This is a genomic window from Rhizobium oryziradicis, from assembly GCF_001939045.1.
Lineage (GTDB): Bacteria > Pseudomonadota > Alphaproteobacteria > Rhizobiales > Rhizobiaceae > Allorhizobium > Allorhizobium oryziradicis.
Map to the genome: position 1 here is coordinate 345,222 of NZ_MKIM01000027.1, position 26,065 is coordinate 371,286.

The 26,065-nt window shown below is 54.6% G+C and carries 22 protein-coding genes and 1 pseudogene; 9 read left to right on the top strand and 14 right to left on the bottom strand.

Annotated elements, in window-relative coordinates; all coding sequences use genetic code 11:
• Window positions 1-71: 71 nt before the first annotated feature.
• Window positions 72-1,736, top strand: coding sequence for a beta-galactosidase BglA (bglA, locus tag BJF95_RS12660; RefSeq protein ID WP_075639808.1), 1,665 nt, complete (start codon window positions 72-74; stop codon window positions 1,734-1,736).
• 132 nt (window positions 1,737-1,868) lie between these two features.
• The gene (locus BJF95_RS12665; RefSeq protein WP_075639809.1) at window positions 1,869-3,680 is read left to right on the top strand and encodes a M23 family metallopeptidase; all 1,812 of its coding nucleotides are present in this window, start codon (window positions 1,869-1,871) and stop codon (window positions 3,678-3,680) included.
• 10 nt (window positions 3,681-3,690) lie between these two features.
• Here the strand turns inward: BJF95_RS12665 and BJF95_RS12670 are convergent, their stop codons facing one another.
• The 9 genes and pseudogenes from BJF95_RS12670 to choX all read right to left on the bottom strand — a co-directional run bounded on the left by BJF95_RS12670 (window position 3,691) and on the right by choX (window position 12,835).
• Window positions 3,691-4,464 (bottom strand): potassium channel family protein, encoded by a 774-nt coding sequence (locus tag BJF95_RS12670; RefSeq protein WP_075639810.1) that lies wholly within the window; start codon window positions 4,462-4,464, stop codon window positions 3,691-3,693.
• Window positions 4,465-4,681: 217 nt separating this feature from the next.
• Window positions 4,682-6,379, bottom strand: a complete 1,698-nt coding sequence (gene ade / locus BJF95_RS12675) for an adenine deaminase (RefSeq protein ID WP_075639811.1) — start codon at window positions 6,377-6,379, stop codon at window positions 4,682-4,684.
• A gap of 16 nt (window positions 6,380-6,395) precedes the next feature.
• Window positions 6,396-7,064, bottom strand: a complete 669-nt coding sequence (locus BJF95_RS12680; RefSeq protein ID WP_075639812.1) for a chloramphenicol phosphotransferase CPT family protein — start codon at window positions 7,062-7,064, stop codon at window positions 6,396-6,398.
• Window positions 7,065-7,069: 5 nt separating this feature from the next.
• Window positions 7,070-7,939, bottom strand: a complete 870-nt coding sequence (locus BJF95_RS12685; RefSeq protein ID WP_075639813.1) for an aldose 1-epimerase family protein — start codon at window positions 7,937-7,939, stop codon at window positions 7,070-7,072.
• A gap of 710 nt (window positions 7,940-8,649) precedes the next feature.
• Window positions 8,650-8,967, bottom strand: coding sequence for an ArsR/SmtB family transcription factor (locus tag BJF95_RS12695; RefSeq protein ID WP_075639815.1), 318 nt, complete (start codon window positions 8,965-8,967; stop codon window positions 8,650-8,652).
• Between the two features lie 372 nt (window positions 8,968-9,339).
• Window positions 9,340-9,822 (bottom strand): annotated as a pseudogene (locus tag BJF95_RS12700) (HugZ family pyridoxamine 5'-phosphate oxidase); the annotation flags it as partial.
• Between the two features lie 83 nt (window positions 9,823-9,905).
• The gene (choV, locus tag BJF95_RS12705) at window positions 9,906-10,955 is read right to left on the bottom strand and encodes a choline ABC transporter ATP-binding protein (RefSeq protein ID WP_075639817.1); all 1,050 of its coding nucleotides are present in this window, start codon (window positions 10,953-10,955) and stop codon (window positions 9,906-9,908) included.
• Complete coding sequence (gene choW / locus BJF95_RS12710) at window positions 10,952-11,797, bottom strand: choline ABC transporter permease subunit (protein WP_075639818.1); 846 nt, start codon at window positions 11,795-11,797, stop codon at window positions 10,952-10,954. Before choW ends, choV begins: the two co-directional genes overlap by 4 nt.
• An 81-nt stretch (window positions 11,798-11,878) precedes the next feature.
• The gene (gene choX / locus BJF95_RS12715; RefSeq protein WP_075639819.1) at window positions 11,879-12,835 is read right to left on the bottom strand and encodes a choline ABC transporter substrate-binding protein; all 957 of its coding nucleotides are present in this window, start codon (window positions 12,833-12,835) and stop codon (window positions 11,879-11,881) included.
• Between the two features lie 301 nt (window positions 12,836-13,136).
• On the opposite strand from choX, the gene BJF95_RS12720 reads away from it, so the two are divergent.
• Together BJF95_RS12720 and BJF95_RS12725 are read left to right on the top strand one after the other, a co-directional pair.
• A complete protein-coding gene (locus tag BJF95_RS12720) occupies window positions 13,137-13,718 on the top strand; it encodes a thymidine kinase (protein ID WP_075639820.1) in 582 nt (193 codons plus the stop codon).
• A 184-nt stretch (window positions 13,719-13,902) separates the two neighbouring features.
• Complete coding sequence (locus tag BJF95_RS12725) at window positions 13,903-15,012, top strand: DUF2333 family protein (RefSeq protein WP_075639821.1); 1,110 nt, start codon at window positions 13,903-13,905, stop codon at window positions 15,010-15,012.
• 148 nt (window positions 15,013-15,160) lie between these two features.
• On the opposite strand, the gene BJF95_RS12730 is transcribed toward BJF95_RS12725, so the two are convergent.
• Together BJF95_RS12730 and BJF95_RS12735 are read right to left on the bottom strand one after the other, a co-directional pair.
• Window positions 15,161-15,589 carry a PAS domain-containing protein gene (locus BJF95_RS12730; RefSeq protein WP_175577253.1) on the bottom strand — a complete coding sequence of 143 codons (429 nt, stop codon included), beginning with the start codon at window positions 15,587-15,589 and terminating at the stop codon, window positions 15,161-15,163.
• A 99-nt stretch (window positions 15,590-15,688) separates the two neighbouring features.
• On the bottom strand, window positions 15,689-16,345 hold the full coding sequence (locus BJF95_RS12735) for a helix-turn-helix transcriptional regulator (RefSeq protein WP_280950438.1): 657 nt from the start codon (window positions 16,343-16,345) through the stop codon (window positions 15,689-15,691).
• A gap of 781 nt (window positions 16,346-17,126) precedes the next feature.
• On the opposite strand from BJF95_RS12735, the gene BJF95_RS12740 reads away from it, so the two are divergent.
• Entirely contained in the window at window positions 17,127-18,794 is a 1,668-nt protein-coding gene (locus BJF95_RS12740; RefSeq protein WP_075639824.1) for a formate--tetrahydrofolate ligase, read from the top strand.
• Window positions 18,795-18,853: 59 nt separating this feature from the next.
• Here BJF95_RS12740 and BJF95_RS12745 read toward each other — a convergent pair whose 3' ends face one another.
• Complete coding sequence (locus tag BJF95_RS12745) at window positions 18,854-19,768, bottom strand: extensin-like domain-containing protein (RefSeq protein ID WP_075639825.1); 915 nt, start codon at window positions 19,766-19,768, stop codon at window positions 18,854-18,856.
• Window positions 19,769-20,086: 318 nt separating this feature from the next.
• Here BJF95_RS12745 and BJF95_RS12750 point away from each other — a divergent pair, with 318 nt between their 5' ends.
• From BJF95_RS12750 to queF, 4 genes are all read left to right on the top strand, one after another.
• Window positions 20,087-22,276 carry an anthranilate synthase gene (locus BJF95_RS12750; RefSeq protein WP_075639826.1) on the top strand — a complete coding sequence of 730 codons (2,190 nt, stop codon included), beginning with the start codon at window positions 20,087-20,089 and terminating at the stop codon, window positions 22,274-22,276.
• Window positions 22,273-22,767, top strand: coding sequence for a GNAT family N-acetyltransferase (locus BJF95_RS12755; protein WP_245297314.1), 495 nt, complete (start codon window positions 22,273-22,275; stop codon window positions 22,765-22,767). The genes BJF95_RS12750 and BJF95_RS12755 overlap by 4 nt, the downstream gene beginning before the upstream one ends.
• 209 nt (window positions 22,768-22,976) lie before the next feature.
• On the top strand, window positions 22,977-23,891 hold the full coding sequence (locus tag BJF95_RS12760; protein WP_075639827.1) for a cation diffusion facilitator family transporter: 915 nt from the start codon (window positions 22,977-22,979) through the stop codon (window positions 23,889-23,891).
• Window positions 23,888-24,352: a preQ(1) synthase gene (queF, locus tag BJF95_RS12765; protein ID WP_075639828.1), complete on the top strand. Its 465-nt coding sequence runs from the start codon at window positions 23,888-23,890 to the stop codon at window positions 24,350-24,352. The genes BJF95_RS12760 and queF overlap by 4 nt, the downstream gene beginning before the upstream one ends.
• 68 nt (window positions 24,353-24,420) lie before the next feature.
• Here the strand turns inward: queF and BJF95_RS12770 are convergent, their stop codons facing one another.
• A complete protein-coding gene (locus tag BJF95_RS12770) occupies window positions 24,421-25,221 on the bottom strand; it encodes a DUF2076 domain-containing protein (protein WP_075639829.1) in 801 nt (266 codons plus the stop codon).
• 154 nt (window positions 25,222-25,375) lie between these two features.
• On the bottom strand, window positions 25,376-25,948 hold the full coding sequence (locus BJF95_RS12775; protein WP_075639830.1) for a HupE/UreJ family protein: 573 nt from the start codon (window positions 25,946-25,948) through the stop codon (window positions 25,376-25,378).
• Between the last annotated feature and the right edge of the window lie 117 nt (window positions 25,949-26,065).

A 26,065-nucleotide genomic window follows, 5' to 3' on the forward strand; every position in this document is an offset into this window, starting at 1 on the left:
GACCACTGGTTTTTGGCTATTGCCCTCTATAGCTTTTAAAGTTGTGATGCAGTTCAAGATAGGATCGAAGAATGACAAAAACCAACCATGCCACCGGACAAAAAACAGATGACAATGCCAACTGGTGGCGCGGAGCGGTGATTTATCAAGTCTATCCACGCTCATTTCAAGACAGCAATGGTGATGGCATTGGCGATATCAAAGGCATCACCAGTCGTCTGCCCTACATTGCCTCTCTGGGGGTCGATGCCATCTGGCTTGCGCCGTTTTTCACCTCGCCCATGGCCGATATGGGCTATGACGTCTCGGATTATTGCGACGTTGACCCGATGTTTGGCACGTTGCACGATTTTGATATCATGATGGCAAAAGCCCATGAGCTGGGCCTGAAGGTGATTATCGATCAGGTGATCTCTCATTCATCCGATCAGCATCCATGGTTCAAGCAAAGCCGCTCAAGCCGCGACAATGAGAAGGCGGATTGGTATGTGTGGGCGGATGCGAAGCCCGATGGTACCGCACCTAACAACTGGATGTCGATTTTTGGCGGTCCCGGCTGGGAATGGGATGGCGTGCGCAAGCAATATTACATGCATAATTTTCTGGCCTCCCAACCGGATCTGAATTTTCACAATCCGCAGGTGCAGCAAGCGGTGCTGGATGCGGCGCGCTTCTGGCTGGAGCGTGGCGTGGATGGTTTCCGCCTCGACACGGTGAATTATTATTTTCACGATCATCTGTTGCGCGACAATCCGCCCCACACCGCCGACAGCAATGAAGCTGGGCTGGATGCACCCGATGTGAACCCCTACGGTATGCAGAGGCATTTATACGACAAGACGCAGCCGGAAAATGTTGGCTTTCTGCATAAGCTGCGCTCGGTGCTGGATGAATATGGTGGGCGCACAACGGTGGGCGAGGTGGGCGATGGCGCGCGCTCGTTGCAGACGGTTGCGGCCTATACCAATGGCGGCGACAAGCTGCACATGTGCTACACCTTTGATCTTCTGGGGCCAGAGTTCAGCGCGGCCCATATCCGCAATTGCGTGACATCGTTTCAAGCGAAGGTTCTGGATGGCTGGGTTTGCTGGGCCTTTTCCAATCACGATGTGATCCGCCATGTCAGCCGGTTTGCACCGACACCGCAGGATCGGGTGGCAATTGCAAAGCTGGCAATTACGGTGCTGGCATCGCTGCGGGGCTCGGTCTGCCTCTATCAAGGTGAAGAACTCGGCTTGCCGGAAGCGGAACTTGCCTTTGAAGATCTGCGCGACCCGTATGGTATTCGCTTCTGGCCCGCCTTCAAGGGCCGTGATGGATGCCGCACCCCCATGGTCTGGGAAGGCCATGCTGCCCATGCAGGCTTTTCGGATGGCACACCTTGGCTGCCGGTGCCGGCCGAGCATCAGGCGCTTTCGGTGGATGTGCAAGATGGCGATGCAAACTCGGTGCTTGCCCATTATCGGGCGGTTCTCGCATGGCGCAAAGCCCACCCGGAAATGATTGACGGTGACATGTCCTTCATTGATCTCAATGAAGATGTGCTCGCATTCGTGCGCGAAAAAGACGGCAAGAAACTGTTGTTTGTCATCAATTTAGCGTTGAAGCCGAATCAGGTGATACTGCCTTTGCAGCTTGAGATAAAGGCTGTCCTGCCACTTCCCGGAATGAGGGCAACTATGGCGTCTGGTGTGGTCCATCTTGCGGCTCTGGATGGCTTTTGTGCCCGGCTTTGATCTGTGACTGTGGACAAATTTTCAACTCCGTGTGAGCTTTGGGTGTGCGGGCGTGATCGCGCCTGGGCGGTCACATTTTCGCCATGTGCTGAGGCACAAGTCGGCGCATAATTTTGAAGGAGATCTGTGCCTATGGTGGGCGTCGAACCGTGCAGGGCTGGCGAACTGGAACTCGAATTTTTCGGTACCATTCGTCATCATCAGACGGTGCGTCCATTTTCGCTGCGCAATCACTGGCGCACCGTGGCGGTGTTGGTGCTTTTGGCAGCCGTGCCTGCCGGTGTGCTGGTGAAGTTCATGGACGGAAGCTTTGTAAAAGCACCAACGCACGCTGCTGTGGTTCTGCTTGCCAAGCGTCATCGTCAGGTTGCCCGCAAACAGCCACGGTTGCGTGTGCCGGTCGGGGTGATCAAAACTGCCAGAATGGATATGATTGAGGCCCGCATGGATGGGTCTCTGGCCAACAACACCTATTTCTCCGCATCCATTGATCTCTCCGATGCGTCGCCAGCAGAATCCCAGGCTGATCAAGGGGGGATTGCCTCCCTTGCGGCCTATGGCAATGAGACGGCATCCCGGCCAGATCCGTTTAACCTGATTTTGCGTGGAGAGAGAGGAGAGGGCGAAGACGGCGAGGAGCATGCGTCGCTGCACCCTGGACCACGCCTTGTCAGCCAGCCTGTGCGCGGTGTTCCCATCAATGTCAGCGTGGCAACGGAAAGCCCGGCACCCTTGGTGCGGCGTCTGGTGGCCATGCCCGCCAAGCCGCAGGATTTGAGCGATATTGAAGGCGCGTTGAACGTTTCCGATGATGAATGGGCGGCGCTGGGCCGAAAACTGGGCATTACCAGTTTGCAGCCGGGTGAGCGTTTGGAAATTATCTACAGCGAAGCGGATGAGGTTACGGGCGATTCGCACATCATTCTGGCGCGTTATGTCAGCAAGAAGGGGCAGGAGCAGCTGATTGCCCGCCAACACAACGGGCAATGCGAAGAGATTGTGGACCGGGCCATTTATGAGCGTCTGGTGGCCGAGGCCCTTGCCCATCATGACGATGAGGCGGTTGTGCAAGACACCACCGTTTCTGTCAAAAAATCAGCCATTGCCGCTGCAAAATCGGAATATCCCTCCGTCATGGCGCATATGAAACGCGAAAAAGTGCCGATGACGGTGGCCTTGCAGGTGGTGGAACTGCTCAAGCTCAATGATGTGCATGTTTCTGACACGGATGATGCATTGTCAAAACTGCATGTGGTGTTTCGTAAAGTTGAGAGCGGCGAGGTTGAGCTGGTTTTCTTGGGGCTGGATGAGGGCGGACACGAGCGACGCTTCTATCGCTATCCCGGCCGCTTGGGCCACGAGGCAGAGTTTCTCGATGAAAGCGGACGATCTGTCTCCAAGCCCTTGATTGGCAATCCCGTGCCGGGTAGCCGCCGAAATGACGGTTTTGGCTGGCGCATTCACCCTATTTTGCATCGGCCGGAGTTTCACAATGGCGTCGATTTTGATGCGCCCATGGGCTCGCCCATTGTGGCGGCTGGCGATGGCGTGGTCATCAAAATCTCCTCCGAAAAAGGATATGGCAAATATGTGCGGGTGAAGCATGATTTTGGCTACACCACCACATACGCGCATATTTCCGGCACAGCGAAGGGCCTGAAGGTCGGCGATCGCGTGTCGCAAGGACAGGTTATTGCCTTCATTGGCTCGACCGGCCTGTCCACGGGGCCGCATCTTTATTACGAATTGCGCATGGGCAACAAATATGCCGATCCAACCAAGACGAAAATTCAGGCTGGTACCGTGCTGCAAGGCGATGCTCTCTCAGAGTATCACCGCGAAGTTGTGCGGGTTGATGATATCGCCAAATTTGTGGTGGCCTCCGCCAGATCGGTTGCGAATGCTGTTGGCGATGGCATTCAAAAGGTCGTGCAGCCCCATTGAGGCAAATGTCTCAAATACCCTCATCGGGGATGTTTAAAAGACGTCCGCACGCTTTGCAGTGCACAGCATCCGTATCGTGCCGGTTCAGCCCGCAATCGGGGCAGGAAAAGGTGACCTTGAAGGGGCGCACCACGGCCTGCGCCAGCCGCACAAACAGCGAGATGCCGATAATCATTGCCACCACCGAGGTAAGCTTGCCCAAAGGGCCAGGCAGAGTGATATCGCCAAAGCCGGTGGTGGTGACCGTGGCAACCGTGAAATACAAAGCATCGACAAAGCCTTCGATGCCGGGCTGGCGATAGAAAAAGAACGTGTAAACAAAACCTGTCAGCATGAACAGGAAGACAAACAGATTGATGGCTGCTTTGACAACATCCACTTTGTCTATCAAATGCAAGCGTTTGAGCATCAAAGTAAAAATGGGTCTTTGCACCACCGCCCAGATGCGCATGACGCGCACAAATGCGAAATTAAACAGCAAATCTGGAAGCAGCAAGGTGCAGAGCACAAAGACGTCAATCCAGGTCATCGGCCGCATAATCCAGCGGCGCGTGCTGTTTGATGCCGAGCGCTGGGCAATCAACTCCAGCGCCATCCAGGCCGCGATGCCATAATCCATCACCAGATAACTTGGCCTGTCCCGCAGGTAAGGCCCTGCCAGAAAAAACAGGACGATGACGAGGTCAATCACCATCAACGTATATTGAAAGCGAATGGCCGCCGTACTCCGGCCGAAATAAAGACGGTTGAGCGTCAGGCGGATGGGTTTGTTACTCTGCAGCAAGCGTGGCTCTCATCTGGTTACGGCATGCTTCACTCAAAGACATCCACATGCTTTCATCATCAAATTTGACATCAGTTGCCGAAATGGTCACGCGAAACCCTGTTCAATGCGTCATTATTGTAGATGACGCTTTTCACGATAGCAGATCCCTCTCGGGCGTTGAATCCATGGTTGTCGGTGAAACTATTTCTGGCTGTCGCTATGCCAGTTCTTTTCCTCACCCAATCAGCATAAACTTATCCACATCCACCATGCCCTTATCGGAAATCTTCAGGTGCGGAATGACGGGCAGGGGCAGAAAGGCGACTTGCAGAAAAGGTTCCTGCAAAGTGGTGCCCAGCGCATAAGCGGCTTTTCGTAAATCATGCAGGGTGTCGCGCACGCTCTCAAATGGCTCAAGGCTCATCAGGCCCGCAACCGGCAGCGGGATTTCACCGGTGATTCTGCCATTTTCCACCACCACAAAGCCGCCCTTGATCTCGGAGAGGCGGTTGGCGGCCAGCGCCATATCGTCTTCCGAAACGCCGACGACGCAAATGTTGTGGCTGTCATGGCCGACAGTCGAGGCAATAGCTCCTTTTTTCAGACCAAAGCCCTGCACAAAGCCGTTGGCGTGATTGCCGTTTTTACCATGGCGCTCAATGACGGCGACTTTGATGATGTCGCGCTCAAGATCAAGGCTGGTCTGATTGCCGCTGGAGGGCAATTGATAGCGGCGATATTCGGTGATGATCTTGCCGGGCAAAACGCCCATCACCGGCACTTCGCCTTCGCTGACCGGCACTGCAAAATCTGCTGCTTTGATGGTGCGCGCCTTGACGCTATCGAGACCCACGGGGGCCACCGGCTTGCGTGTGGCGAACAGGGCGTCGGTGACAAGGCGTCCGGCGGCAAACACGTTTGAAGCCCTGCAGTTTTCCAAACTGTCCACCACCACCAGATCGGCGCGGTAGCCGGGAGCCACAAGGCCGCGGTCGCGCAGACCAAAGGCGCGCGCGGCCGAAATGGAGGCGGCGCGATAGATCGCCAGCGGCTCCACGCCATGGGCAATCGCGGTGCGGATCATATAATCCAGATGGCCTTCCTCGGCGATGTCCAGTGGGTTGCGGTCATCGGTGCATAGCGCCAGATAGGGCGAAAGACGCTCGTTGATAATTGACATCAAGGCGTGCAAATCCTTGGAGACCGAGCCCTCGCGCACCAGAATATGCATGCCTTTGCGGATCTTCTCCATGGCCTCTTCTGCGGTTGTGCATTCATGCTCGGTGCGGATTCCAGCCGCCAGATAACCGTTCAGGTCATTGCCGCGCAAAAGCGGCGCGTGGCCATCAATATGCCCGCCCTGAAACGCCTCCAGCTTGGCCATGCAGATGGGGTCCTTATGGATCACGCCCGGAAAATTCATGAATTCTGCAAGGCCAATCACCTTGGGATGATCTCGGAAAGGCAAGAGCCGCTCGATGGGTAGGTCAGCGCCGGAGGTTTCCAGATGGGTGGCGGGCACGCAAGACGAGAGCTGCACGCGGATGTCCATGATGGTTTCCTGCGCCGAATCCAGAAAAAACTGGATCCCTTCCGTGCCCAGTACATTGGCGATTTCGTGTGGATCGCAAATCACGGTGGTGACACCATAGGGCAGTACGCAGCGGTCAAATTCGTGCGGCGTGACCAGCGAGCTTTCAATATGCAAATGCGTATCGATAAAGCCCGGCACGACGATTTTGCCCGAAATATCAATTTCTTCAATGCCCTGATAGTCACCGCAGGTGCCAACAATCGTGTCGCCACAGATGGCGATGTCGCTGGCAATCAGCTCTCCAGTGACCAGATCAAAGAAGCGCCCACCTTTCAGCACAATATCAGCAGGTTCGCGGCCAACGCCTTGATCGATGCGGCTTTCCAATGTGCTCATGATGGTTGCTCCTTTTATATCAAAAGTTTGTCTTAGCCGAATGCAGACCGTTTTGGAGATTTTTCAGGCGGCGCTCGAAAAAGGTTGGCTGGTCTCTGGTTGTCTTGAGAAAGGCAGAAATGCGATCAGCGTTTTCTTCCGGCGATTTGTCTGTTGTATCAATTTCCAGATCGTAGGTGCCATGGTCGTGAACCTCCTCCTGCCATTTTTGAACGGGAAGGGGAAACGGCTGTTGTGGAGACCCTTGGAGATAATGTTCCGAGGATTGTTGCCGCCGTACCATAATCATCTCAAGTGAGCATCGTATTCCGATGAAAAATGCCGGAAGGCCTCTTAGTTTTTGTGCACAGTCATCGAGGATATTCAAAGGTTTCGAATATCCTTCATGGTGGCCGACATCTGTAACAACATGAATACCCAGCCGACTATAGGCGGCAATGCTTTCATAAAGTGCTGCATAAAGCCGTTTGACGTTTTCTTCTTGCTCAGGGTGTTCTCCGCCGGGCCTCAAGCCGATACCCGGACGATGGCGCGCACCGATCATGCCTATCTGTGCGTCAACACCGATGTTGACCCACAAACCCGGAAAACGGTCCTGAATGGCTCGGGCAAGAGTGGATTTGCCCGAACGGGGCGCACCGTTCAAAATGAGAATCTGACCAGGTTGACATGCCTGTGAACTCTCCATGGCGCTCAGGCTTTCACTGTGACGGAAAATCCATAGTCGGCGGTTTCGCCTGCTGGCAGCAGAACGGTATAAGGGCGGTCTTTCAGTGCAGGGCCTTTGCCGTGCTGGGCGGCCATGCCGTGCCATGGCTCGATGCAAATGAAGGGTGCACCGGGTTTTTGCCAGAGCGCCAGATTGGGCAGGTTCTCAAAGGCGAAGTGTAAAGACGGCCCACCATCGGCTTGATAGGTCAGGCCCGTGCCTGCGCCTTGCGCAAAAATCATGGCGTCTTCGACATATTGGCTGGCATCCAGCGTTAAATGCCCGGCCGTGAAGGGGGAGGGCCGTGTTGTCTGATCCAGCAAGCCGCCGCTCAGGCGCAACAGCGCCGGTTCTGCTCCGTTGTCGAGAACGATGTGGTGGGCTTTGCCTTCTGCACCCGGCAGGGGCCAGAGAAAGGCGGGGTGAAAGCCTATGCCATAGGGCATGGCATTATCACTGGCATTGGTGACGCTGGCCGTGACGCGCAGTGTATTTTGCGCGAGCTGGTAGGTGAGGGCCAGAGAAAAATCAAAAGGATAGACGGATTTTGTCTCATCGTTTGAGGTGAGCATAAAACAACAGCTTTGCGCACTTGCGGCCGTCAGAGCAAAGTCTTTGCGTCTCGCAAGACCATGTTGCGCCATTGTGTATGGCTTACCATCAATCTGGACGGTGTCATCCGGGGCTTTTCCAACGATCGGAAACAAAATAGGGGAGCGCCCGTTCCAAAAAGTCGCATCGCCATTCCAGAGAAAGGAGCGACCATCCTTTGTGACGAGCGATTGCAACTCGGCACCCAGGGATGAAATCTCGATGGTCAATTGCTCGTTTTCTAAACGGGTAAGGCTTGGCATCGAATCTCCTTCAGGTGCATCTGGAGCGCATGTTATTGCATAATTCTTTAAACCGGAATCGGTTTAAAGATAAAATTATACAACAAAAATAAAGAGCTACAGCGCCGTGCGCCACATATGGCGCACGGCGCTGTAGCGTATAATTGCTTAAACAGGAATCGAATTGAGAATGAAATTCTCAAGCAAATTTAATCTGTTAGATCGAAATCTTCTTTTGTGAAGCGCAGTTGTGTCGTGCGGGTGGATTGAGTAAGGCTGGCGCAAGCAGGCTGTGATTGTATTGCACCATGATCACATAGCCAATCGAAAGGCAGTTCGATTGCGCCAAATATCCTTGAGCCGGATGGCTCCACTGACATTGTGCTGAATGCAGCCTGCGTTGTGCGCAAGGCAGTGCATAAAGGATGATCTATTTGTGACCGTGATAGCAGGCCGTGAGCTCAAACAGGCTCGGGGCCTGCTGGCATGGATGCTGCCGATTTTCAAATTCTATTGTGTCTTTCCTCAAGCCGATGTTGGTTCAAGGATAATTTATGCATTGCCTATAGAATGTTACGCGAAACTTGTAGACGCCGTGCGGTTTTTTAACTTCGGAGCACAAATGCGAAAACAGGAAAACTGCTTTGGGCGTTTTTAAAGTGAAATGACGGCATGGTTTTTTTAAACCAGGCCGTCATTTTATGGCTGTGCAACTATGACAGCGATATCATTTACGCGGCATTGCGTGTGGCTTCCTGGCCGCAAAAAATGTCCTCAAGTGTTCCGAGAACCTTCATCACAGCATCAGATGTGCTTGAATAATAGATCGTTTGTGCGTCACGGCGTGTCTTCACAAGCTTCTGGGCACGGAGCTTGGAAAGGTGCTGTGACAATGCTGATTGGCTCAATCCAACCTGCGAGGCAAGCACGCCGACTGGCACCTCACCCTGAACCAGACTGCATAGAATCATCAGTCGCTTTGGATTTGCCATCGCGGTCAAAAGGCCGGCAGCGGCATTGGAGTGATCACTCAACTCGTTGGCTTTCATCTCTCAGTCTCTCTTTTTAATCGAATGAACCTGCTATCAGGTTCTTTTGCGACCCCGTAAAAAACCCTACTCCCAAACTCTACCAACATAAGGAGATTTGTATATTCCTAAATTTAAGGTATCGACTACCCTTTATTAGCGGCTCCCGAACATGTGATCCATACTCCAGTTTTTTCCGGCCTGTCACGCAAAAAAGCGAGGTATTCACCCAAAAAAAGTCGTTTCTGGCGTGATCTGGAACAAATAGAAGTTATTAGAAGTTTGGTAGGGGCTAAAATGTGCTGAGAATTTGGGTAATTTTGTGAAGGGAATACCCTAAATTTAGCATGGTTTTGTGGATGTATTTTCACACTGCGCGGACGGATGAGGGTGCAGAAGGTCATCCTTGGTCAGTAAAAATGCTTTTCCGAATCCCCCATTCAGGCTTGCGCTATGGGGTGTGAGCCGTAAAAACAGGAAATCAGGAAAATCGATGTAGAGTTTCGCCTTCGGATGGCGGCTCAAAAACACATGCCGCATGGCCGTATGCTCTTGGCTATCACGCGCAATTTTTTCAGATATGCATTGCAATGTGACGCGCGGATGCGCCAGGGGGTCGCCTTTGCCGGGCTCTCCAACCAGCAGTGACGCCCGTGGATCAACCAGCAGCGCTTTGGTGTGGGCAGAGAGCTGCGAGACAAGAAGCGTCAGCGTGCCATCTGGCATGGTCGCCATCAGCACGCGGCTCACGAAGGGCGCGCCCGTTTCCGGCTCCAGCACCGCAAGTGCGACATGCTTGGCTTTGTGCAACAGGTCTTGCACCAATTGCCTTGCTTCGTCTGTTGTGGGGCGGATGGGAGAGGGCTTTTCCGGCATGGCTGATCTCGAGGAATGCAGTTATAAAAAATGCGCCGCGTGGAACCAACGCGGCGCATTGTTATCAAATCTGGGAGCGCGTTTTAAGCCTGCCGGTGTCGCGTCAAAGCGTTGACCACATCCTGCGCACTGATCGCGCCGATGACAGACCCGTTGTCGACCACGCCCACCACGCCCGGCTGGGCGGCCATGGCGTCCAGAACATCCACCAGAGGCGTATCGGGTGCCGTTGTGGCTGTCACGCCAAGCGCCGTGGCGCTGCTGTTTTGGATGCCTTTTTGCATCACGTCTTTCGCCGTCAGCATGGCAATCGGATTCATGTTGCGCACGAAATCTGCAACATATTGGTCCGCCGGATTTTGAACGATTTCCTGCGGCGTGCCACATTGAATGATCCGTCCGCTTTCCATGATGACAATGCGGTTGCCAATGCGGAAGGCTTCGTCCAGATCATGGCTGACGAACAGGATGGTTTTTTTCAAGCGCCGCTGAAATTCCAGCAGTTCGTCTTGCAGACGGGTACGGATCAACGGATCAAGAGCCGAAAACGGCTCATCCATCAGCAAAATAGGAGCGCCGGTGGCAAAGGCGCGGGCAAGGCCCACACGCTGCTGCATGCCGCCGGACAGCTCATCCACCTTGCGATCAGCCCATTGCGACAGGTTGACCAGTTCAAGCTGTTCGCCAACAATTTTCTTGCGCTCGCGCTCGGCCACGCCAGCAAGCTCAAGGCCAAAACCAATGTTATCGGCCACAGTGCGCCATGGCAGCAGGCCAAATTGCTGAAACACCATGGACACGCTGTGCATGCGCAGATCCCGTAGCGTTTTGGCGCTGGCCGTATAGGGATCGACAAAGCCATTGCGGTGTTTGACCGATACCGTGCCGCGCACCACGGGAGCCAAGCCATTGACCGCCCGCAGCAGCGTGGATTTGCCCGAACCGGACAGGCCCATCAACACCAGGATTTCGCCTTCCTTGAGGGTGAGCGATGCTCCAGCCACGCCGAGGATAAGGCCGGTTTCCTTGTTGATCTGGTCGCGGGTCAGGCCTTTGTCCACCAAAGGCAAGGCTTTTTCCGGCCGATCACCAAAGACAATGTCGACGTTTCCAAAAATCACTGCATCGCTCATTTGTCATCTCCTGCAGCGGAAATCCGGAACATGCGATCCAGGATAATGGCCAGAATGACGATACACAGCCCGGCCTCAAACCCCTTGGCGATATTGACCGTGTTGAGCGCGCGCACCACTGGCACGCCGAGGCCTGCGGCCCCCACAAGGGCGGCAATCACCACCATGGACAGCGACAGCATGATGGTTTGGGTCAGGCCTGCCATAATTTGCGGAAGCGCGTAAGGCAGCTCGACTTTGCGCAAAACCTGAGAGGGGGTTGCGCCAAAAGCAACGGCTGCTTCGACCAGCGATGATGGCGTGGAGACAATGCCAAGCCGTGTCAGGCGGATGGGCGATGGCACGGCAAAAATCACGGTTGCGATCAGGCCGGGCACCATGCCAAGGCCAAACAGGATCAAGGCGGGTATGAGATAAACAAAGGTTGGAATGGTCTGCATCAGATCGAGCACGGGACGCATGAGTGCATAAATCCAGCTGCGCCGAGCCGCCAGAATACCTAAGGGCACGCCGACGATCATGCACACGGCGGTGGAGGCAAGCACAAGCGCCAGTGTCTCGGTGGTTTCTTTGAAATAGCCTTGATTGATAATGAAAACCAGGCCCAGAAAGGTAAACAGCGCAACGGTCAGAGAGCGGCGCAAAAGCCAGGCAATAAAGCTGATTGCCAAGGCGACAATAAGCGGGTTGGGGTATTGAAGAATAAACAGCAAGCCGTCGATGCTGCCTGATATGACATGTGAGAGCCAGTCAAAAAACCAGCTGCCATTGGCCGTCAGCCAGTCCACAAACACTTTGGCTGTGGGGCCGACGGGAATCTTGAAGTCAGTAAGCCAATCCACTGAAACGCGTCCTTTAAAAAGAGGTGTGAGGAGCGATGTCGGGGCGACTGGCGTCGCCCCGATGCGATCATTCAGTGAGGCTTAGAGGCCCAACCCCTTTTTAACCGCGGCCAGACCATCCTTGCCGTCCTTGGTGGTCACGCCAGCCAGCCAAGGCTCAACCACGGTCGGATGGGCCTTCAGCCATGCCTTGGCTGCCTTTGCAGGATCTTCGCCGTCGTCCAGAATTTTGCCCATGATGGCATTTTCCATGTCCAGCGAGAACGTCATGTTTTTCAAAAGCTTGCCGATGTTTGGACAATCGGTTGTGTAGCCGCCACGTGCGACGGTGTAGACGGTTGCGCCACCGTAATTGGGGCCAAACACTGTTGCATCACCACCAGCGAGATAGGTGATCTCGTGAGCGTTGTTCATGGGATGCGGTGCCCATGCGAGGAAGATGATAGGCTTCTTTTCCTTGTCGGCGCGTGTCACCTGGCTGAGCATGCCTTGCTCGGAGGATTCGACAACATCAAAACCCTTCAGGCCAAAGGTATCAGCCTTGATCAGGGAGTTGATCATTTCATTGCCTTCATTGCCCGGCTCAATGCCATAGATCTTGCCATCCAGATCGGCCTTATGGGCAGCGATGTCTTTGAAATCCTTGATGCCAAGCTTTGCGCCTGCGGCATTGGTGGCCAAGGTGTATTTTGCGCCTTCAAGATTGGCGGTGATGCTTTCAATCGACTTGTCGTTGAGATATTGCTCGATCGCGCCTTTCTGGGCAGGCATCCAGTTGCCAAGGAAAACGTCGATCTCCTTGTTTTTCATGGAGGAGTAGGTGACAGGCACACCAAGTGTCTTGACGTCTGCCTTGTAGCCGAGTGCTTCCAGCACGGCAACGAAGGAGGCATTGGTGGAGGCGAGGTCGGTCCAGCCGACATCGGAAATACGCACGGTGCCACAGCTTGCTGCTTCTGCAGCAAAGGCGGTCTGGCCAAAGGCAGTCAGGCAACCAGTCAAAGCGAGGGCGATCTTAACGGACTTCGTAATTTGCATATTATCATCCCTTTTTTATGTTCCCGGCATTATCAATACATAAACCGATGAGGCAAGCCTTCGTGTTCACGCCGGTGGATAGGGGCCATTTGCGACATTTTGACATATTTTATGTCTGCTACAGCACTGAGAGCCACATAGGGCGCAGAAAGCTTCGCTGTAGCGCTTTATCGCGGACACATCATTTTTACGTCAAATCGATTTCGACTTCAAAATAACGCAGGCTGCGTTTTACGCGAAAAACTGTGGTTATCGCAATGGCTGGCTTTTCACGCAGGGTGTGACGGGGCAAAAGATAGCCATGGCCAAGCTCTATTTTAATTATGCCGCGATGAACGCGGGAAAATCCACCATGCTGTTGCAAGCCTCCTATAACTATCAGGAGCGCGGCATGCGCACGGTTATTTTTGTGGCGGCGCTGGATGATCGCGCAGGCCGCGGCAAAGTCGGGTCCCGCATTGGCCTTTCCAGCGATGCGCATACGTTTGAGGCTGACACCAATCTGTTTGAGACCGTTGCCGCCATGCATGCCGATGACCCCATAGCCTGCGTGTTTGTGGATGAGGCCAATTTTTTGTCGGCACCCCATGTCTGGCAATTGGCCCGCATTGCAGACCGGCTGCATATTCCGGTGATGACCTATGGTTTGCGCACCGATTTTCAGGGCAATCTCTTTCCGGCTTCCGAATTGCTGCTCGGCATTGCCGATGAATTGCGCGAGATCCGCACCATTTGTCACTGTGGTCGCAAGGCCACCATGAATGCCCGCTTTGACGCCAATGGCGCGGTGATTCGAGAAGGGGCGCAGATTGATGTTGGCGGCAACGAGAAATACGTGTCTTTTTGCCGGTTGCATTGGGATGAGCTGTTTAACGGCGCTTGAGTTTGTCAGGGGAAAGCGGTCCCCGGCTTTTTCGTAACGACAAACTTTTCTGCAGAAGATTTAAGGTCAAACTGTCGCAAGACGTGCGCAGGTGTTTCATAAAATTTCACGCATCACGCCGATCCTTGTTGTTATCACAGGGGCGTGAGCCTATCTGTTGGATGGACAACAGGAGGCAAGACGGATGCTGGATGCGGTGAAGCGAACATTTATGGGCTTGTGGTCTGCACTGCGTCGAAGTGCCGGGCTCTTCTATATCGCCGTATCATGGCCTTTCCGGGCGCGTCATTCGACGGCTGGCAAGCGCAGCCTGATCTTTCGTGCTGTGGTCGCTTTGCTGGTGTTGGTGTTGGTTGCCGCCTACGGGCAATTCTTGTGGCGCACGCAGGTCTGGAACGGCTTTGATCCTGAATTTGCCAAGGCTTATGGCTTTGCCGATCGTAAGGTTGCCGCTGGCCAATCGCTGCCAGACAAGCCGGGAACCTGTCAAAATTCGGGCATTGTTGCAACGGTTGCCGATCTGACCGATGGCAATGTCAATCAGAATGACTGGGTGTCCTCCACTTTGCTGTACAAGCTCGGGTTCTTTGGTCTCGACTGGGATGATACGCCGTTCTTTGATAACAAGGCCTCTTTCCAGCGCGGTGTGAACCAGGTGGCACGGCGCGTGGCCATTGAACTTGCTGATAACCTTGGCCGCGTGCGCGGCACATCCGGCATCAATACCGACTTGCAGGATGCCCGCGGCAACATTCAGTTCGACGAGAGCACCTGGTATTTTGGCCTCAGTCCTTTTGGTTTTAAAACCCCGTCGCCGGGCTATTATCGTGCGGCCATCAAAAGCTGGCGCAAGTTCAACTCGGACCTCGAAACCTGCAAGGCCGTGTTTGATGCGCGCGCCGACAATCTGGTTCAATTGCTGGATCGCTCTGCCAACGATCTGGGCAACACATCGGATATTTTGCGTCGCCGCTCAGAGGAGCACAATGCCGGCTGGTTTGATATGCGCGCCGACGACCGCTTCTGGTTCGCTTACGGCCAGCTTTATGCGCAATATGCCATCTTTCAGGCGGCCAGTGCCGATTTTGCGGATGTGATCCGCGAGCGCAATCTCACGGCAATCTGGGCCGAAATGGAAAAGCAGATGGCCGCGGCCCTGCGCATTCAGCCGATGATTATCTCCAACGGCAGCGAAGACGGCATCTTCATGCCCAACCATCTCTCCACAATGGGCTTTTACATCTTGCGTGTGCGCGCCAACATGGTTGAATTGCGCGGCGTGCTGGAGCGATAACGGATCGGTCCCGCATCAACCCACTCATGAGCTAAAGCGCCTCGTGGCCTGTCGGTCCGGGGCGTTTTGGCATGTTGTTACTCGACGGATTTGGTCCGAAACCAGGTCCCGCTTTTCGGGCCAAAGCTCCAGCACTGCCCTGTCGCGATCATTCGGTCGGTTTTGGATCTTCAGATGGCGCGCACTTGGGGGGCACCATAAAGGCTGCGGAGGAAACGTGCTGAAACAGCTCGTGGGTCATGCCGCGCACTTCGGGCGTGCCTTCGGCATTGATCTGATGAAAGCCAACACTGCGAACCCATTTCACCGATTTTTTTTTGGTGATCAACCGATAGATACAGTGGTAGGTCTGTCTGGTTTCCATACTGACCTGAAACGTATCCAGCATCATTGTCTGGTCATCGGGATGGATGGCCTGCAACAGCGACGTAAAATTGATCGGGCCGGTGTGAGGCTCCATCTCAAAAATTTTGAATGTATGTTCGGTGAAGTAAAACAAGCCATCGTCCAGCGCGACACGCCAAAAACCACAGACAAGAAATGCCTCAATCAATGTTGTGACATCGGTTTCACTCATGCCTATCGCGTGTAAATCCTGCATCGGTTGCGCAACCGACTCGTCAAAGCGCCAAGCCAAACTCATCTCTCCCGTCATGGCATTGCCGAACCAATCCGTTTACTGGATCAATTTTAGCCTGATGGCTTTGGCTACCAATTGTGTACGATTCACGCAATCCAGCTTTTTCATGGCCGTGGTCATGTAAGCATTTATTGTGTGGTCGGAGAGGGTCAAAATTCCGCCAATCTCGACAGAGGTTTTTCCCTGCGCGGTCCAGCGCACCACTTCAAGCTCTCTTGCCGAGAGCGCGTTGATTGTGCTCATTTCGGCCCGCAACAGGCTGTTGTATCGGTCAAACAGCTCCATGGCGATCATGTTGAGCTCATTCAATTCACTGCGGGATACGGGCGGCCTGTCTCCTTCGAAACGCATGTAATATTTGCGGTGGTCCTGAGCATTGAAGACGAAGAAAATGCCAACAATCAGGCCGAAGCGCAACATCAGATCGCGCGTCATCGGCAACCATTCAAGCTCATCGCTCTCGTGAGAACTGGCCATCAAATTCCAGGTGTGTGGGCGAATCGAACTGGCAAATTTTGTGATCATTGGACAGTGCCGAACCATCTGGTGGCGATCATACTCTTGAATGAATTCGATCGGCAAAGTTGATTCCAGAACGAGCGGAGCCGCATGCACATCGGCAGGCGTTGGTGCCACAAAAATCGTGCCGTGCGACAGGCCAAAGGCGTGCACAATGTTTTTGATCACTGCCAAGCATTGGCTGCGATGGGTCACAGCGGAAATCTCGGTACTTAACAGAGCTTGACGTGGAGCAGCTATCATCGATGAGCAACTGACTTTATGAGTTAAAAAACAACAATACCAAAAATTTGCCCCCCCTGAAAGCAAGTGTAAGGGGTAAATCATTTTTTGGTATACTTATTTAGTTAATGGTGAGATGTCGACATAAAATTGTAAATTATCATATTCGTAACAACTTTAACGACTGTCGTCGAAACAAGAATTGCTAAAAGCTGCTGGTGCACGCCCGGTTCACAGTTTTCTACCTTTTACAGCGCTTCTTACCATATATGGCGCATAAAGGCCCGAAGAAGCACTTTATATTTGCTGCATGATTTTCACCTTAAATCGATTCCGATCCAAGGAGTGATGCAGTAACAAATGATCAAAAGTGATGAAATAGGACTTTTTGGTAATCCCCTGTAATTTTAAGGGTGAATTATGCCGGGTTGCCTGGTGTGGTGTCCCATGCGTGTTGTGGTTGAAACCGTGTGTTTTGCGGCTTTTTCCATGGATAGAGAGTTGTTGAAGGGGTGCGCTTCGATTATAGCGCCGTGCATTGCCGACGGAGTGATCGTGGCATATCGAATGCGGTTGTGAGGCTGATGATGTTTCTTGTAGGGTCGGCCGCAGCGCGTCATCCATGGTGCGCAGACGGTGGCTGGAGCAGGCCTGCGGGAGACGATGATATACGGATTGGTCGCGGCGCTGGCAATGGCAAACCTGGCAATGGCAAACAAAGGGTAGAACGCTGATGTCTGATATTGAAATCGCCAGAGCGGCCAGCAAATTGCCGATCCATGAAATTGGCACAAAACTTGGTATCGGCTATGAAAATCTCGTTCCGTATGGACACGATAAAGCGAAGATCAGCGCTTCCTTTCTCGCGTCGTTGAGAGATCGGCCGGATGGTCGGTTGATTTTGGTCACGGCCATCAATCCGACACCTGCAGGCGAGGGCAAGACCACGACCACGGTGGGTCTGGTCGACGGCCTTAACCGCATCGGCCGGCGCGCCCTAGTGTGCGTGCGCGAGCCATCGCTGGGACCATGCTTTGGCATCAAGGGTGGTGCGGCAGGCGGCGGCCACGCGCAGGTGGTGCCGATGGAAGACATTAATCTGCATTTTACCGGCGATTTCCATGCCATCACCTCGGCCCATAATCTGCTGGCCGCGATGATTGATAATCATATCTATTGGGGCAATGACGAGGATATTGATACGCGCCGTGTGACGTGGCGGCGCGTGGTTGATATGAACGACCGCGCCTTGCGCCAGATGGTGGGTGCTCTTGGCGGCGCGCGCAATGGTTTTCCCCGCGAAACCGGTTTTGATATTACGGTGGCCTCCGAAGTCATGGCCATTTTGTGCCTGGCCAGTGATCCGGCCGATCTCGAGACGCGCTTGGGTGGCATTGTCGTTGGCTATCGCCGCGATAAAAGCCCGGTGTTTGCGCGCGATATCAAGGCCGATGGGGCCATGGCGGTGCTGCTGAAAGATGCGATGCAGCCGAATTTGGTGCAGACGCTGGAGAACAATCCGGCGCTGGTGCATGGCGGCCCTTTTGCCAATATTGCCCATGGCTGCAACTCGGTTGTTGCCACCAAGGCAGCCTTGAAGCTCGCAGATTATGTGGTGACAGAAGCGGGCTTTGGTGCCGATCTTGGTGCTGAGAAATTTTTCAACATCAAATGTCGCAAAGCGGGCCTCAAGCCGGCGGCCGCTGTGGTCGTTGCCACCGTGCGGGCGCTGAAAATGAACGGTGGCATCGCCAAAAGCGATCTGGCGCAGGAAAATGTTGCCGCCGTGGTGCGTGGCGCTGTCAATCTGGGTCGCCATGTGGAAAATATTCGCAAGTTTGGTGTGCCGGTGATTGTGGCCATCAATCATTTCACCAGTGATACCCCGCAAGAGGTGGCGGCTGTGCAAGCCTTTGCCAAAGAGTTGGGTGTCGAGGCTATCCTGTGCCGCCACTGGGCCGAAGGCGGTGCCGGTATTGAAGAACTGGCGCAGAAAGTGGCAGCTCTCGCCGACAGTGGCATCGCTGATTTTCAGCCACTCTATCCCGATGACATGCCGCTTTTGGAGAAGATAGAGGCAGTGGCAAAAGGCATCTATCGCGCATCAATGGTGACTGTGGATCGTACGGCTGCCGAGCAATTGGCGCAATTTGAGGCCATGGGCTATGGCGCTTTGCCGGTCTGCATTGCCAAAACCCAATATTCTTTCTCCACCGATCCGGCAGCCCTCGGTGCGCCTGAAAACCATAAGGTGCATGTGCGCGAGGTGCGCCTTTCGGCCGGTGCCGGTTTTGTTGTGGCTGTGACCGGCGATATCATGACCATGCCCGGCCTGCCACGCGTGCCTGCGGCTGAGAGCATCCGGCTTCGCCAGGATGGCATGATTGAAGGGCTGTTTTAAGCCATCTGTGCCGATTGAAAATATGTGAGCGAGATGGGCGGCAGGGTGTGCCGCCTTTTTCACTCCTTTGGATCGCGGCAAAAACGTGCATCATTGTTGCGCCTGATCAGGTCCAGATGCATGTGATCCATGTGGGTTTCGTCGCTGCCGGGAGCCAGAACGGTGGTAAAATACAGGCAGGCCGATGCATTGAGCGTGCGTTGAAACGCCCCACTCATGGTCGGATTTTTCTCTTCGGCAATGGTCATATCCACTTTGCCTTTCTCAAAACTCAGCGCTGCAATATCAATGGCGTTGCCGCGCGCATGCTCCGAAATTTTGCCGGTGGACTGGCTGTTGCGCTTCCGGCAGATATAGCTGGATGCCTGATTGACCGAGGTGAGCTTGCCTTTGTCCGGCAGGGCCTGTTCTGCGGCAGGAAGGACTGCCGTTTGTACCCATTTGGAGAGTTCCAGCGCGGCCTCACAGCGCAATGTGGCTTTGGGAGAGAGCGTCACACCGGGCAAAATACTGCTGACTTCCACCGGCTTATCAATGCCACAGCCATCACCATCGTCAATGCGGGTTTTTTCAACAAAGGTTACGCCTGCTGCGGTCAGATCCTTGAGACATTGGCTATAGGCCGCAGGATCTTCCGTCATGATGGGTGGCGGAGGCGCTTCGGCTGGCTCTGATGTTTTTTGCTCGGGCACCTTGTCGTCAGCCGGTTTTTCACCAGCCGGGCTGTCAGTGGGTGATGGCAAGGGTGTTGGAACTTTTGCCGGATCAGGCAGTGCGGCGCCGTTTGAAGTCGCATCCTTGTCCTCGCTCTTTTGATCCGGCTTCTTTTTGTCAGGGCTTGTGCTTTCCGGCTGGACCTTGTTACCCGGCTGGGCTTGGTCCGGCTTTTGATCTGGCAACGGCCCTGTTGGCGGAAGGGAGGCACCCGTAAGGTATAAGAGGCTCATGCCCATCATCAAAATCGTGCGGTTCATGCGGCCAAATCCATTGTTGTCAATGTGGCTGTAACGCGCGGCAGGCCATTTTGTTGCCCAGACATCGATTTAATGCTGTTGCAGTGGGTTTGTCGTAAAAAGCCTTTTGCAAATCCCTTGCGCATTGGTTCGGCTCAGGCTATGAATTTGCCATGAAGATCGTTTTGTCCATGAATGCTTGGTGGTGGGTACGCTAAACGCGGCCTTGACCAGTCATGTCTAAAGACGATTGACCACAAAGCCGCCCGGAGTTCCTGAGGCGGCTTTTTTGTGTTCAAGCCCCTCACAATCGGGTCTTGATTGAGGAGAGACTGCAAGATGGTAAGCATTGTTCGAAATGAGGACGGCGAGATTTATCAGACTCGGGGCGGTATCCGGGTCACGCGCAGTCGCCGCGCCACACCCTATGCCGATGCGGTCTCAAGCTATGTTGAAAAGCTTGATGAGCGCCGAGGCGCGGTGTTCTCTTCCAATTATGAATATCCGGGTCGCTACACCCGCTGGGACACCGCCATTGTCGATCCACCTTTGGGCGTTTCCTGCCGTGGGCGCATCGTATGGATCGAGGCCTATAATGGCCGTGGTGAAGTGCTGCTGTCTTTCATCGCTGAAAAGCTGGCGAGCGCGAAGGACCTGACCTTGGGTGCACAGACGCAGACGCGGCTGGATCTGACCGTCAACCAGCCGGACCGGGTGTTTACCGAGGAAGAGCGCTCCAAGGCCCCCACGGTGTTTACGGTGCTGCGCGCCATTACCGATCTGTTTTATTCCGCCGAGGATAGCAGCATTGGCCTGTTTGGTGCCTTTGGCTATGACCTGACCTTCCAGTTCGATGCCATCGACATGAAGCTGAACCGCCCGGACGATCAGCGCGACATGGTGCTGTTCTTGCCCGATGAAATTCTGGTGGTGGACCACTATTCGGCCAAGGCGTGGATTGATCGCTACGACTTTGAAAAGGATGGCGTGACCACGGAAGGCAAGGCACAGGACATTGCGCCAGAGCCGTTCCAGAAAACCGATCGCATTCCACCGCGCTGCGACCACAATCCCGGCGAATACGCCAAGCTGGTGGTGAAAGCCAAGGAAAGCTTCCGCAAGGGCGACCTGTTTGAAGTGGTACCGGGCCAGAAATTCATGGAGCGCTGCGACAGCAAGCCTTCCGAAATTTCCAAGCGGTTGAAAGAGATCAACCCGTCGCCCTATTCTTTCTTCATCAACCTTGGCCATCAGGAATATCTGGTCGGGGCCTCGCCGGAAATGTTCGTGCGCGTCAATGGTCGGCGGATTGAGACCTGCCCGATTTCGGGCACCATCAAGCGCGGTGACGACCCGATTGCTGATAGCGAACAGATCCTCAAGCTGTTGAATTCGAAGAAGGAAGAGTCTGAGCTGACCATGTGCTCGGACGTGGACCGCAACGACAAATCCCGCGTCTGCGAACCCGGCTCGGTGAAAGTCATCGGCCGCCGCCAGATTGAGATGTATTCGCGCCTGATCCACACGGTGGACCATATTGAGGGCCGTTTGCGCGACGATATGGATGCCTTTGATGGCTTTCTGAGTCATGCATGGGCGGTGACGGTGACGGGTGCGCCCAAGCTGTGGGCCATGCGCTTTATTGAAAACCATGAAAAGAGCGCGCGTGCCTGGTATGGTGGAGCCGTGGGCATGGTGGGCTTTAACGGTGATATGAACACAGGCCTGACCCTGCGCACCGTGCGCATCAAGGATGGCATTGCCGAAGTGCGGGCAGGGGCCACGCTGCTCAACGACAGCGTGCCCGAAGATGAAGAAGCTGAAACCGAATTGAAGGCATCGGCGATGATTGCTGCGATTTTGGATGCAAAAACCGGCCACAACGCCAAGACCAAGCGCGATGTGGCAAGCGTCGGGCAGGGGATTAAAATCCTGCTGGTCGATCACGAAGACAGCTTTGTGCACACGCTGGCCAATTACTTCCGCCAGACGGGCGCAGTGGTCAGCACCGTGCGCTCGCCGGTGGCGGATGAGGTGTTTGACCGCATGAACCCCGATCTGGTGGTGCTCTCACCCGGTCCCGGCTCGCCATCGGATTTCGATTGCAAGGCCACCATCAAGAAAGCCCGTGATCGCAATCTGCCCATCTTCGGCGTCTGCCTTGGCTTGCAAGCTCTGGCGGAAGCCTATGGCGGGCAATTGCGCCAATTGGCGGTACCCATGCATGGCAAGCCATCGCGCATTCGCGTGCTGGAGGCAGGCACCGTGTTTGCGGGTCTCAGCAAGGAAGTGACCGTGGGTCGCTACCACTCGATCTTTGCCGATCCAGCCACGTTGAACCGTGATTTCATCATCACGGCGGAAAGCGAAGATGGCACCATCATGGGTATTGAGCACACCAAAGAGCCAGTGGCTGCCGTGCAATTCCACCCGGAATCGATCATGACACTCGGCGGCGATGCCGGGATGCGGATGATTGAAAACGTGGTGGAAAAGCTGGCAAAGCGAGCCAAGGTGAAGGCGGCGTGAGCGAGATCGTCATCGAGCCTATGCGGCCTGAATTTATCGAGAGCTTCCGGGAAGCTCTCGATAGCGTATCGCGTGAGCGACGGTATTTGAGCTTGCTTGAGGCTCCGCCGCTGGAGGCCACCAAGGACTTCGTGATGGGCCTTTTAGAGAAGGGCAATCCACAATTTGTCGCGCTGGTGGGAGACAAGGTTGTTGGCTGGTGCGATATCCAGCGCGGCACCCGTGAGACACAATCTCATCGCGGCACATTGGGCATGGGCATTGTTGATGGTTATCGTGAACAAGGTCTTGGTAAGCGTCTGATCACGACAACACTCGATGCTGCCAGAGCGATGGGCCTGCACCGGGTCGATCTGGATGTTCATGCGGATAATACGCGCGCGGCTCGTCTTTATGAGAAGGTTGGCTTTCAGCGTGAAGGTGTAGCGCGGGATGCTGTGCTCATTGATGGGCATTACATCGACCTGATCAAGATGGCGATTATCTTTTAATCTCTTTGCATTGCTGGTTGTGGTAATTTAGCAATATCTACCATTCATTAACAACGCTTTGGATTATGTGTCGCTTTGGTTTGACACGTTAGCAAAATTCTACGATACCACGCGCATCATAAACCGTCCGGCCTTGTCAGGCTTGGGCGGTTTTGCCGTCTTAAGGGGCCAGTTTCTGCAATTGGTTCGCAAATGCAATGAGGTCACGCATGTCTGATAGCAATCCATTGGTAAAGACCTTGGCCTTTTGGGGTATTCCGCTGGCCATTGGCGTGCTTGGTTTGAAAATGCTGGCCTGGTGGGTCACGGGCTCGGTGGCGCTTTTGTCTGACGGGCTGGAATCCACCGTCAATGTGGTGGCGGCTTTCATTGCCTATTTCGTGATTGGCTATGCGCAAAAGCCTGCCGATGATGATCATCCTTATGGGCATCACAAGGCCGAATATATCTCGGCTGTTATTGAAGGCGTGCTGATTGTTGTCGCCGCTGTGCTGATTATGAAAGAAGCAATTGCCGCGCTGGAAGCACCCGCCATGCTGGATGCGCCCGCGCTGGGCCTTGCCATTAATTTTGCCGCTGGCGCGATCAATGCGGTTTGGGCAACGATTTTGATAAGGGTTGGCAAGCGCCACCGCTCCCCAGCGCTGACCGCCGATGGTCAGCATATCATGTCGGATGTGGTGACATCGGTTGGTGTTCTGGTTGGCCTTGTGCTGGTGGTGATCACCGGCTACGCCATTCTGGATCCGATCATGGCGATTCTGGTGGCCTGCAATATTATCTATCAGGGCTTTAAGGTCATTACCCATTCGGTGGATGGTTTGATGGATAAGGCGGTTGAACCCAACGAGGAAGCCGCCATTAAAAAAGCGATTGCTGATCATGCCACCGGCTCGCTTGGCGCGCATTATTTGCGCACCCGCCGCGCTGGCGCTGCCACCTTTGTGGGTTTTGATCTGGTGGTGCCCGCTGATATGACGGTATCGAAAGCCCATGAGATTTGCGATAAGCTGGAAGCTGCGATAAAGGCGGTGCAGCCGGGTGCGCGCGTGACAATCCATGTGGAGCCGGAAGACGAAGTGGCCCATGGCGTGGATGTCAAGGTTGAAGGAGTAAGTATATGAGCAAGACCGATGTTTCCGGCCTGTCGCAGCTGGGCCAACAAGTAGACGCCCCCACCAGCCCTGAAACGGCGGTGATGGAGCGCGTGCCCAATGGCAATGCCGGAACCGATTATGTGGTGCGCTTTACCGCGCCTGAATTTACCTCGCTGTGCCCGATGACCGGCCAGCCGGATTTTGCCCATATCGTCATTGATTATGTTCCAGGCGAGTTTCTGGTGGAGTCAAAATCGCTCAAACTCTTCCTGTTCTCGTTCCGCAATCACGGCGCGTTTCACGAGGATTGCTCGGTCTATATCGCCAAGCGCCTGGTGGAGCTTTTGAACCCGAAATGGCTGCGCATTGGTGCTTATTGGTATCCGCGCGGCGGCATTCCGATTGATGTGTTCTGGCAAACTGGCGAAGCGCCAAAGGGCGTGTGGTTGCCAGACCAAGGCGTGCCGACCTATCGCGGACGCGGATAAGACAGAGGGTCAAGATGCAAAAGAGCGCCGGTTCATCCGGCGCTCTTTTGTTAAAGAGGCTGTGCCTGTCAGGCATTCATGCTGTCATCGCCGCCAAAATCGCCGCTGTCATCATAGCCGCCATCGTCATTATTGTCGTAGTCAGCCTGCTGATAGCCGGTATCGCTAGTGTCATTAGAGTTGTTGCCAGCGTCACTATTGGGTTCGGTGATGTTGTAGGTATTGTTGTTGATGATAGTTTCTTCAACGGGAGCAGCACCCATGCCAGCCATGCCGCCGCCCATGCCCAGCATATTGCCAAAGCCGCCGCCATGGGTGGTGAAAATATCGCGCACGGCATCAGCCATCAGAACGCCACCGGCAACGCCTGCGGCTGTGGTCAAGGCTCCGCGCAAAAAGCCACCACCGGCAGAGGGGGCTGCCTGCTGTTGGAAGGGTGCGGCCTGCAGCGTGCTTGTTTGCGGGGAACCGGTGTTTTGCGCATAATTGTCATAGAGGCGGCCAGCTTGCGGCGCGGCTTGCGGGCTTCGGCCCCATGGTCCGCTTGCGGGCTGCGGTGTTGCGTTACTACTGCCGAAAATCGAGCTGAGGCCGCCGAGAAAACTGCCCTGTTGTGCGGGCGTGTTGGATTGGCCAATGTGGCTTTCCAGTTCCTGCACATGGTCTTCAAGGTCACGGATCTTGGCGGTTGCGGCTTCGAGGCCTTTTTCCTGAATAATCACCGCTTGCGCCATATAATAGGCGGCGTGAGGCTGTCGTTGCAGCTCAGCGGCAATCAGGCTCTCGGCCTCGCTGTCACGCGGGTTTGAGCTGGCCTGGGCAAGGCGATCAAACAATTGGGTCAGTAATTGGCGTTCTTCCGGTGACATGGTCCATTCTCCAAGGACGATTCCTAAAAAAGATGTAGAGCGCCAATCGTGGCGCTTCCATGCCATTTTGAATTACAAATGTGTAATCTCGTGCGGCATCCATAAAAAAACGGCGGGATTTCGCCCGCCGTTCTTCTTTTAATGGATGGTTTGATCAGCCGAGCATCAAAGCTGCGCCGCCAACGGCGGTGGCAACGCCGAGCAGGCGCGTGACCTTGGGGCCAAAGCCATTGAGTGCCACGCCAAGGCCAACGCCAACAGCATGCAAGAATGCCGTTGCAATCATGAAGCCGAGGCCAAATTCCAGCGCGCCCGCACCGGCAAGCTCGGTGCCGTGGGCATAACCATGAAACAGCGCAAACAGCGCCACCACGGCAGAGGCACCAGCCGCAGGCATGCGAACAGCCGTTGCCACCAGCAGGCCAAGGCCCATGACAGATGCCAGAATGGCAGGCTCAACGAAGGGCAGATGCACGCCGGCCAGCGCCAGCAAAAAGCCAATAGCCATGGTGCCCACAAAGGCGGCAGGCACGGCATAAAGCGCCTTGCCACCCTGCTGTGATGCCCATAGGCCAACGGCCACCATGGCCATGATATGGTCCGGACCCGTGAGCGGATGGGAAATACCCGCCATGATCGAGCCATGTTCGGCCGGGTTCAGGTGGGCAAAAGCAGGTGCTGTTGCCGCCGCAAGAATGGCAGCGGTGATGGATAAACGTTTGAACATGATAAGTCCCTCAAATTGGTCAACCTGGCGTCCGGGATTCGGTCCCGCCGGTTTCCTTCTTATGTCAGGGATCAGTTTACGTTAAGGGCTTTTCGTCTGTCCATGGGGAATTTACCG

Bases quoted from the DNA above. Each gene is read 5' to 3' on its own strand.
- BJF95_RS12680 (WP_075639812.1), bottom strand. From the start codon at position 7,064: ATGGAGAGTTCACAGGCATGTCAACCTGGTCAGATTCTCATTTTGAAC.
- BJF95_RS12775 (WP_075639830.1), bottom strand. From the start codon at position 25,948: ATGTTCAAACGTTTATCCATCACCGCTGCCATTCTTGCGGCGGCAACA.
- queF (WP_075639828.1), top strand. From the start codon at position 23,888: ATGAGCAAGACCGATGTTTCCGGCCTGTCGCAGCTGGGCCAACAAGTA.
- BJF95_RS12760 (WP_075639827.1), top strand. From the start codon at position 22,977: ATGTCTGATAGCAATCCATTGGTAAAGACCTTGGCCTTTTGGGGTATT.
- BJF95_RS12695 (WP_075639815.1), bottom strand. From the start codon at position 8,967: ATGAAAGCCAACGAGTTGAGTGATCACTCCAATGCCGCTGCCGGCCTT.
- BJF95_RS12685 (WP_075639813.1), bottom strand. From the start codon at position 7,939: ATGCCAAGCCTTACCCGTTTAGAAAACGAGCAATTGACCATCGAGATT.
- BJF95_RS12740 (WP_075639824.1), top strand. From the start codon at position 17,127: ATGTCTGATATTGAAATCGCCAGAGCGGCCAGCAAATTGCCGATCCAT.
- BJF95_RS12770 (WP_075639829.1), bottom strand. From the start codon at position 25,221: ATGTCACCGGAAGAACGCCAATTACTGACCCAATTGTTTGATCGCCTT.
- BJF95_RS12745 (WP_075639825.1), bottom strand. From the start codon at position 19,768: ATGAACCGCACGATTTTGATGATGGGCATGAGCCTCTTATACCTTACG.
- BJF95_RS12720 (WP_075639820.1), top strand. From the start codon at position 13,137: ATGGCCAAGCTCTATTTTAATTATGCCGCGATGAACGCGGGAAAATCC.
- choV (WP_075639817.1), bottom strand. From the start codon at position 10,955: ATGAGCGATGCAGTGATTTTTGGAAACGTCGACATTGTCTTTGGTGAT.
- BJF95_RS12725 (WP_075639821.1), top strand. From the start codon at position 13,903: ATGCTGGATGCGGTGAAGCGAACATTTATGGGCTTGTGGTCTGCACTG.
- BJF95_RS12665 (WP_075639809.1), top strand. From the start codon at position 1,869: ATGGTGGGCGTCGAACCGTGCAGGGCTGGCGAACTGGAACTCGAATTT.
- choX (WP_075639819.1), bottom strand. From the start codon at position 12,835: ATGCAAATTACGAAGTCCGTTAAGATCGCCCTCGCTTTGACTGGTTGC.
- bglA (WP_075639808.1), top strand. From the start codon at position 72: ATGACAAAAACCAACCATGCCACCGGACAAAAAACAGATGACAATGCC.
- BJF95_RS12730 (WP_175577253.1), bottom strand. From the start codon at position 15,589: ATGAGTGAAACCGATGTCACAACATTGATTGAGGCATTTCTTGTCTGT.
- BJF95_RS12750 (WP_075639826.1), top strand. From the start codon at position 20,087: ATGGTAAGCATTGTTCGAAATGAGGACGGCGAGATTTATCAGACTCGG.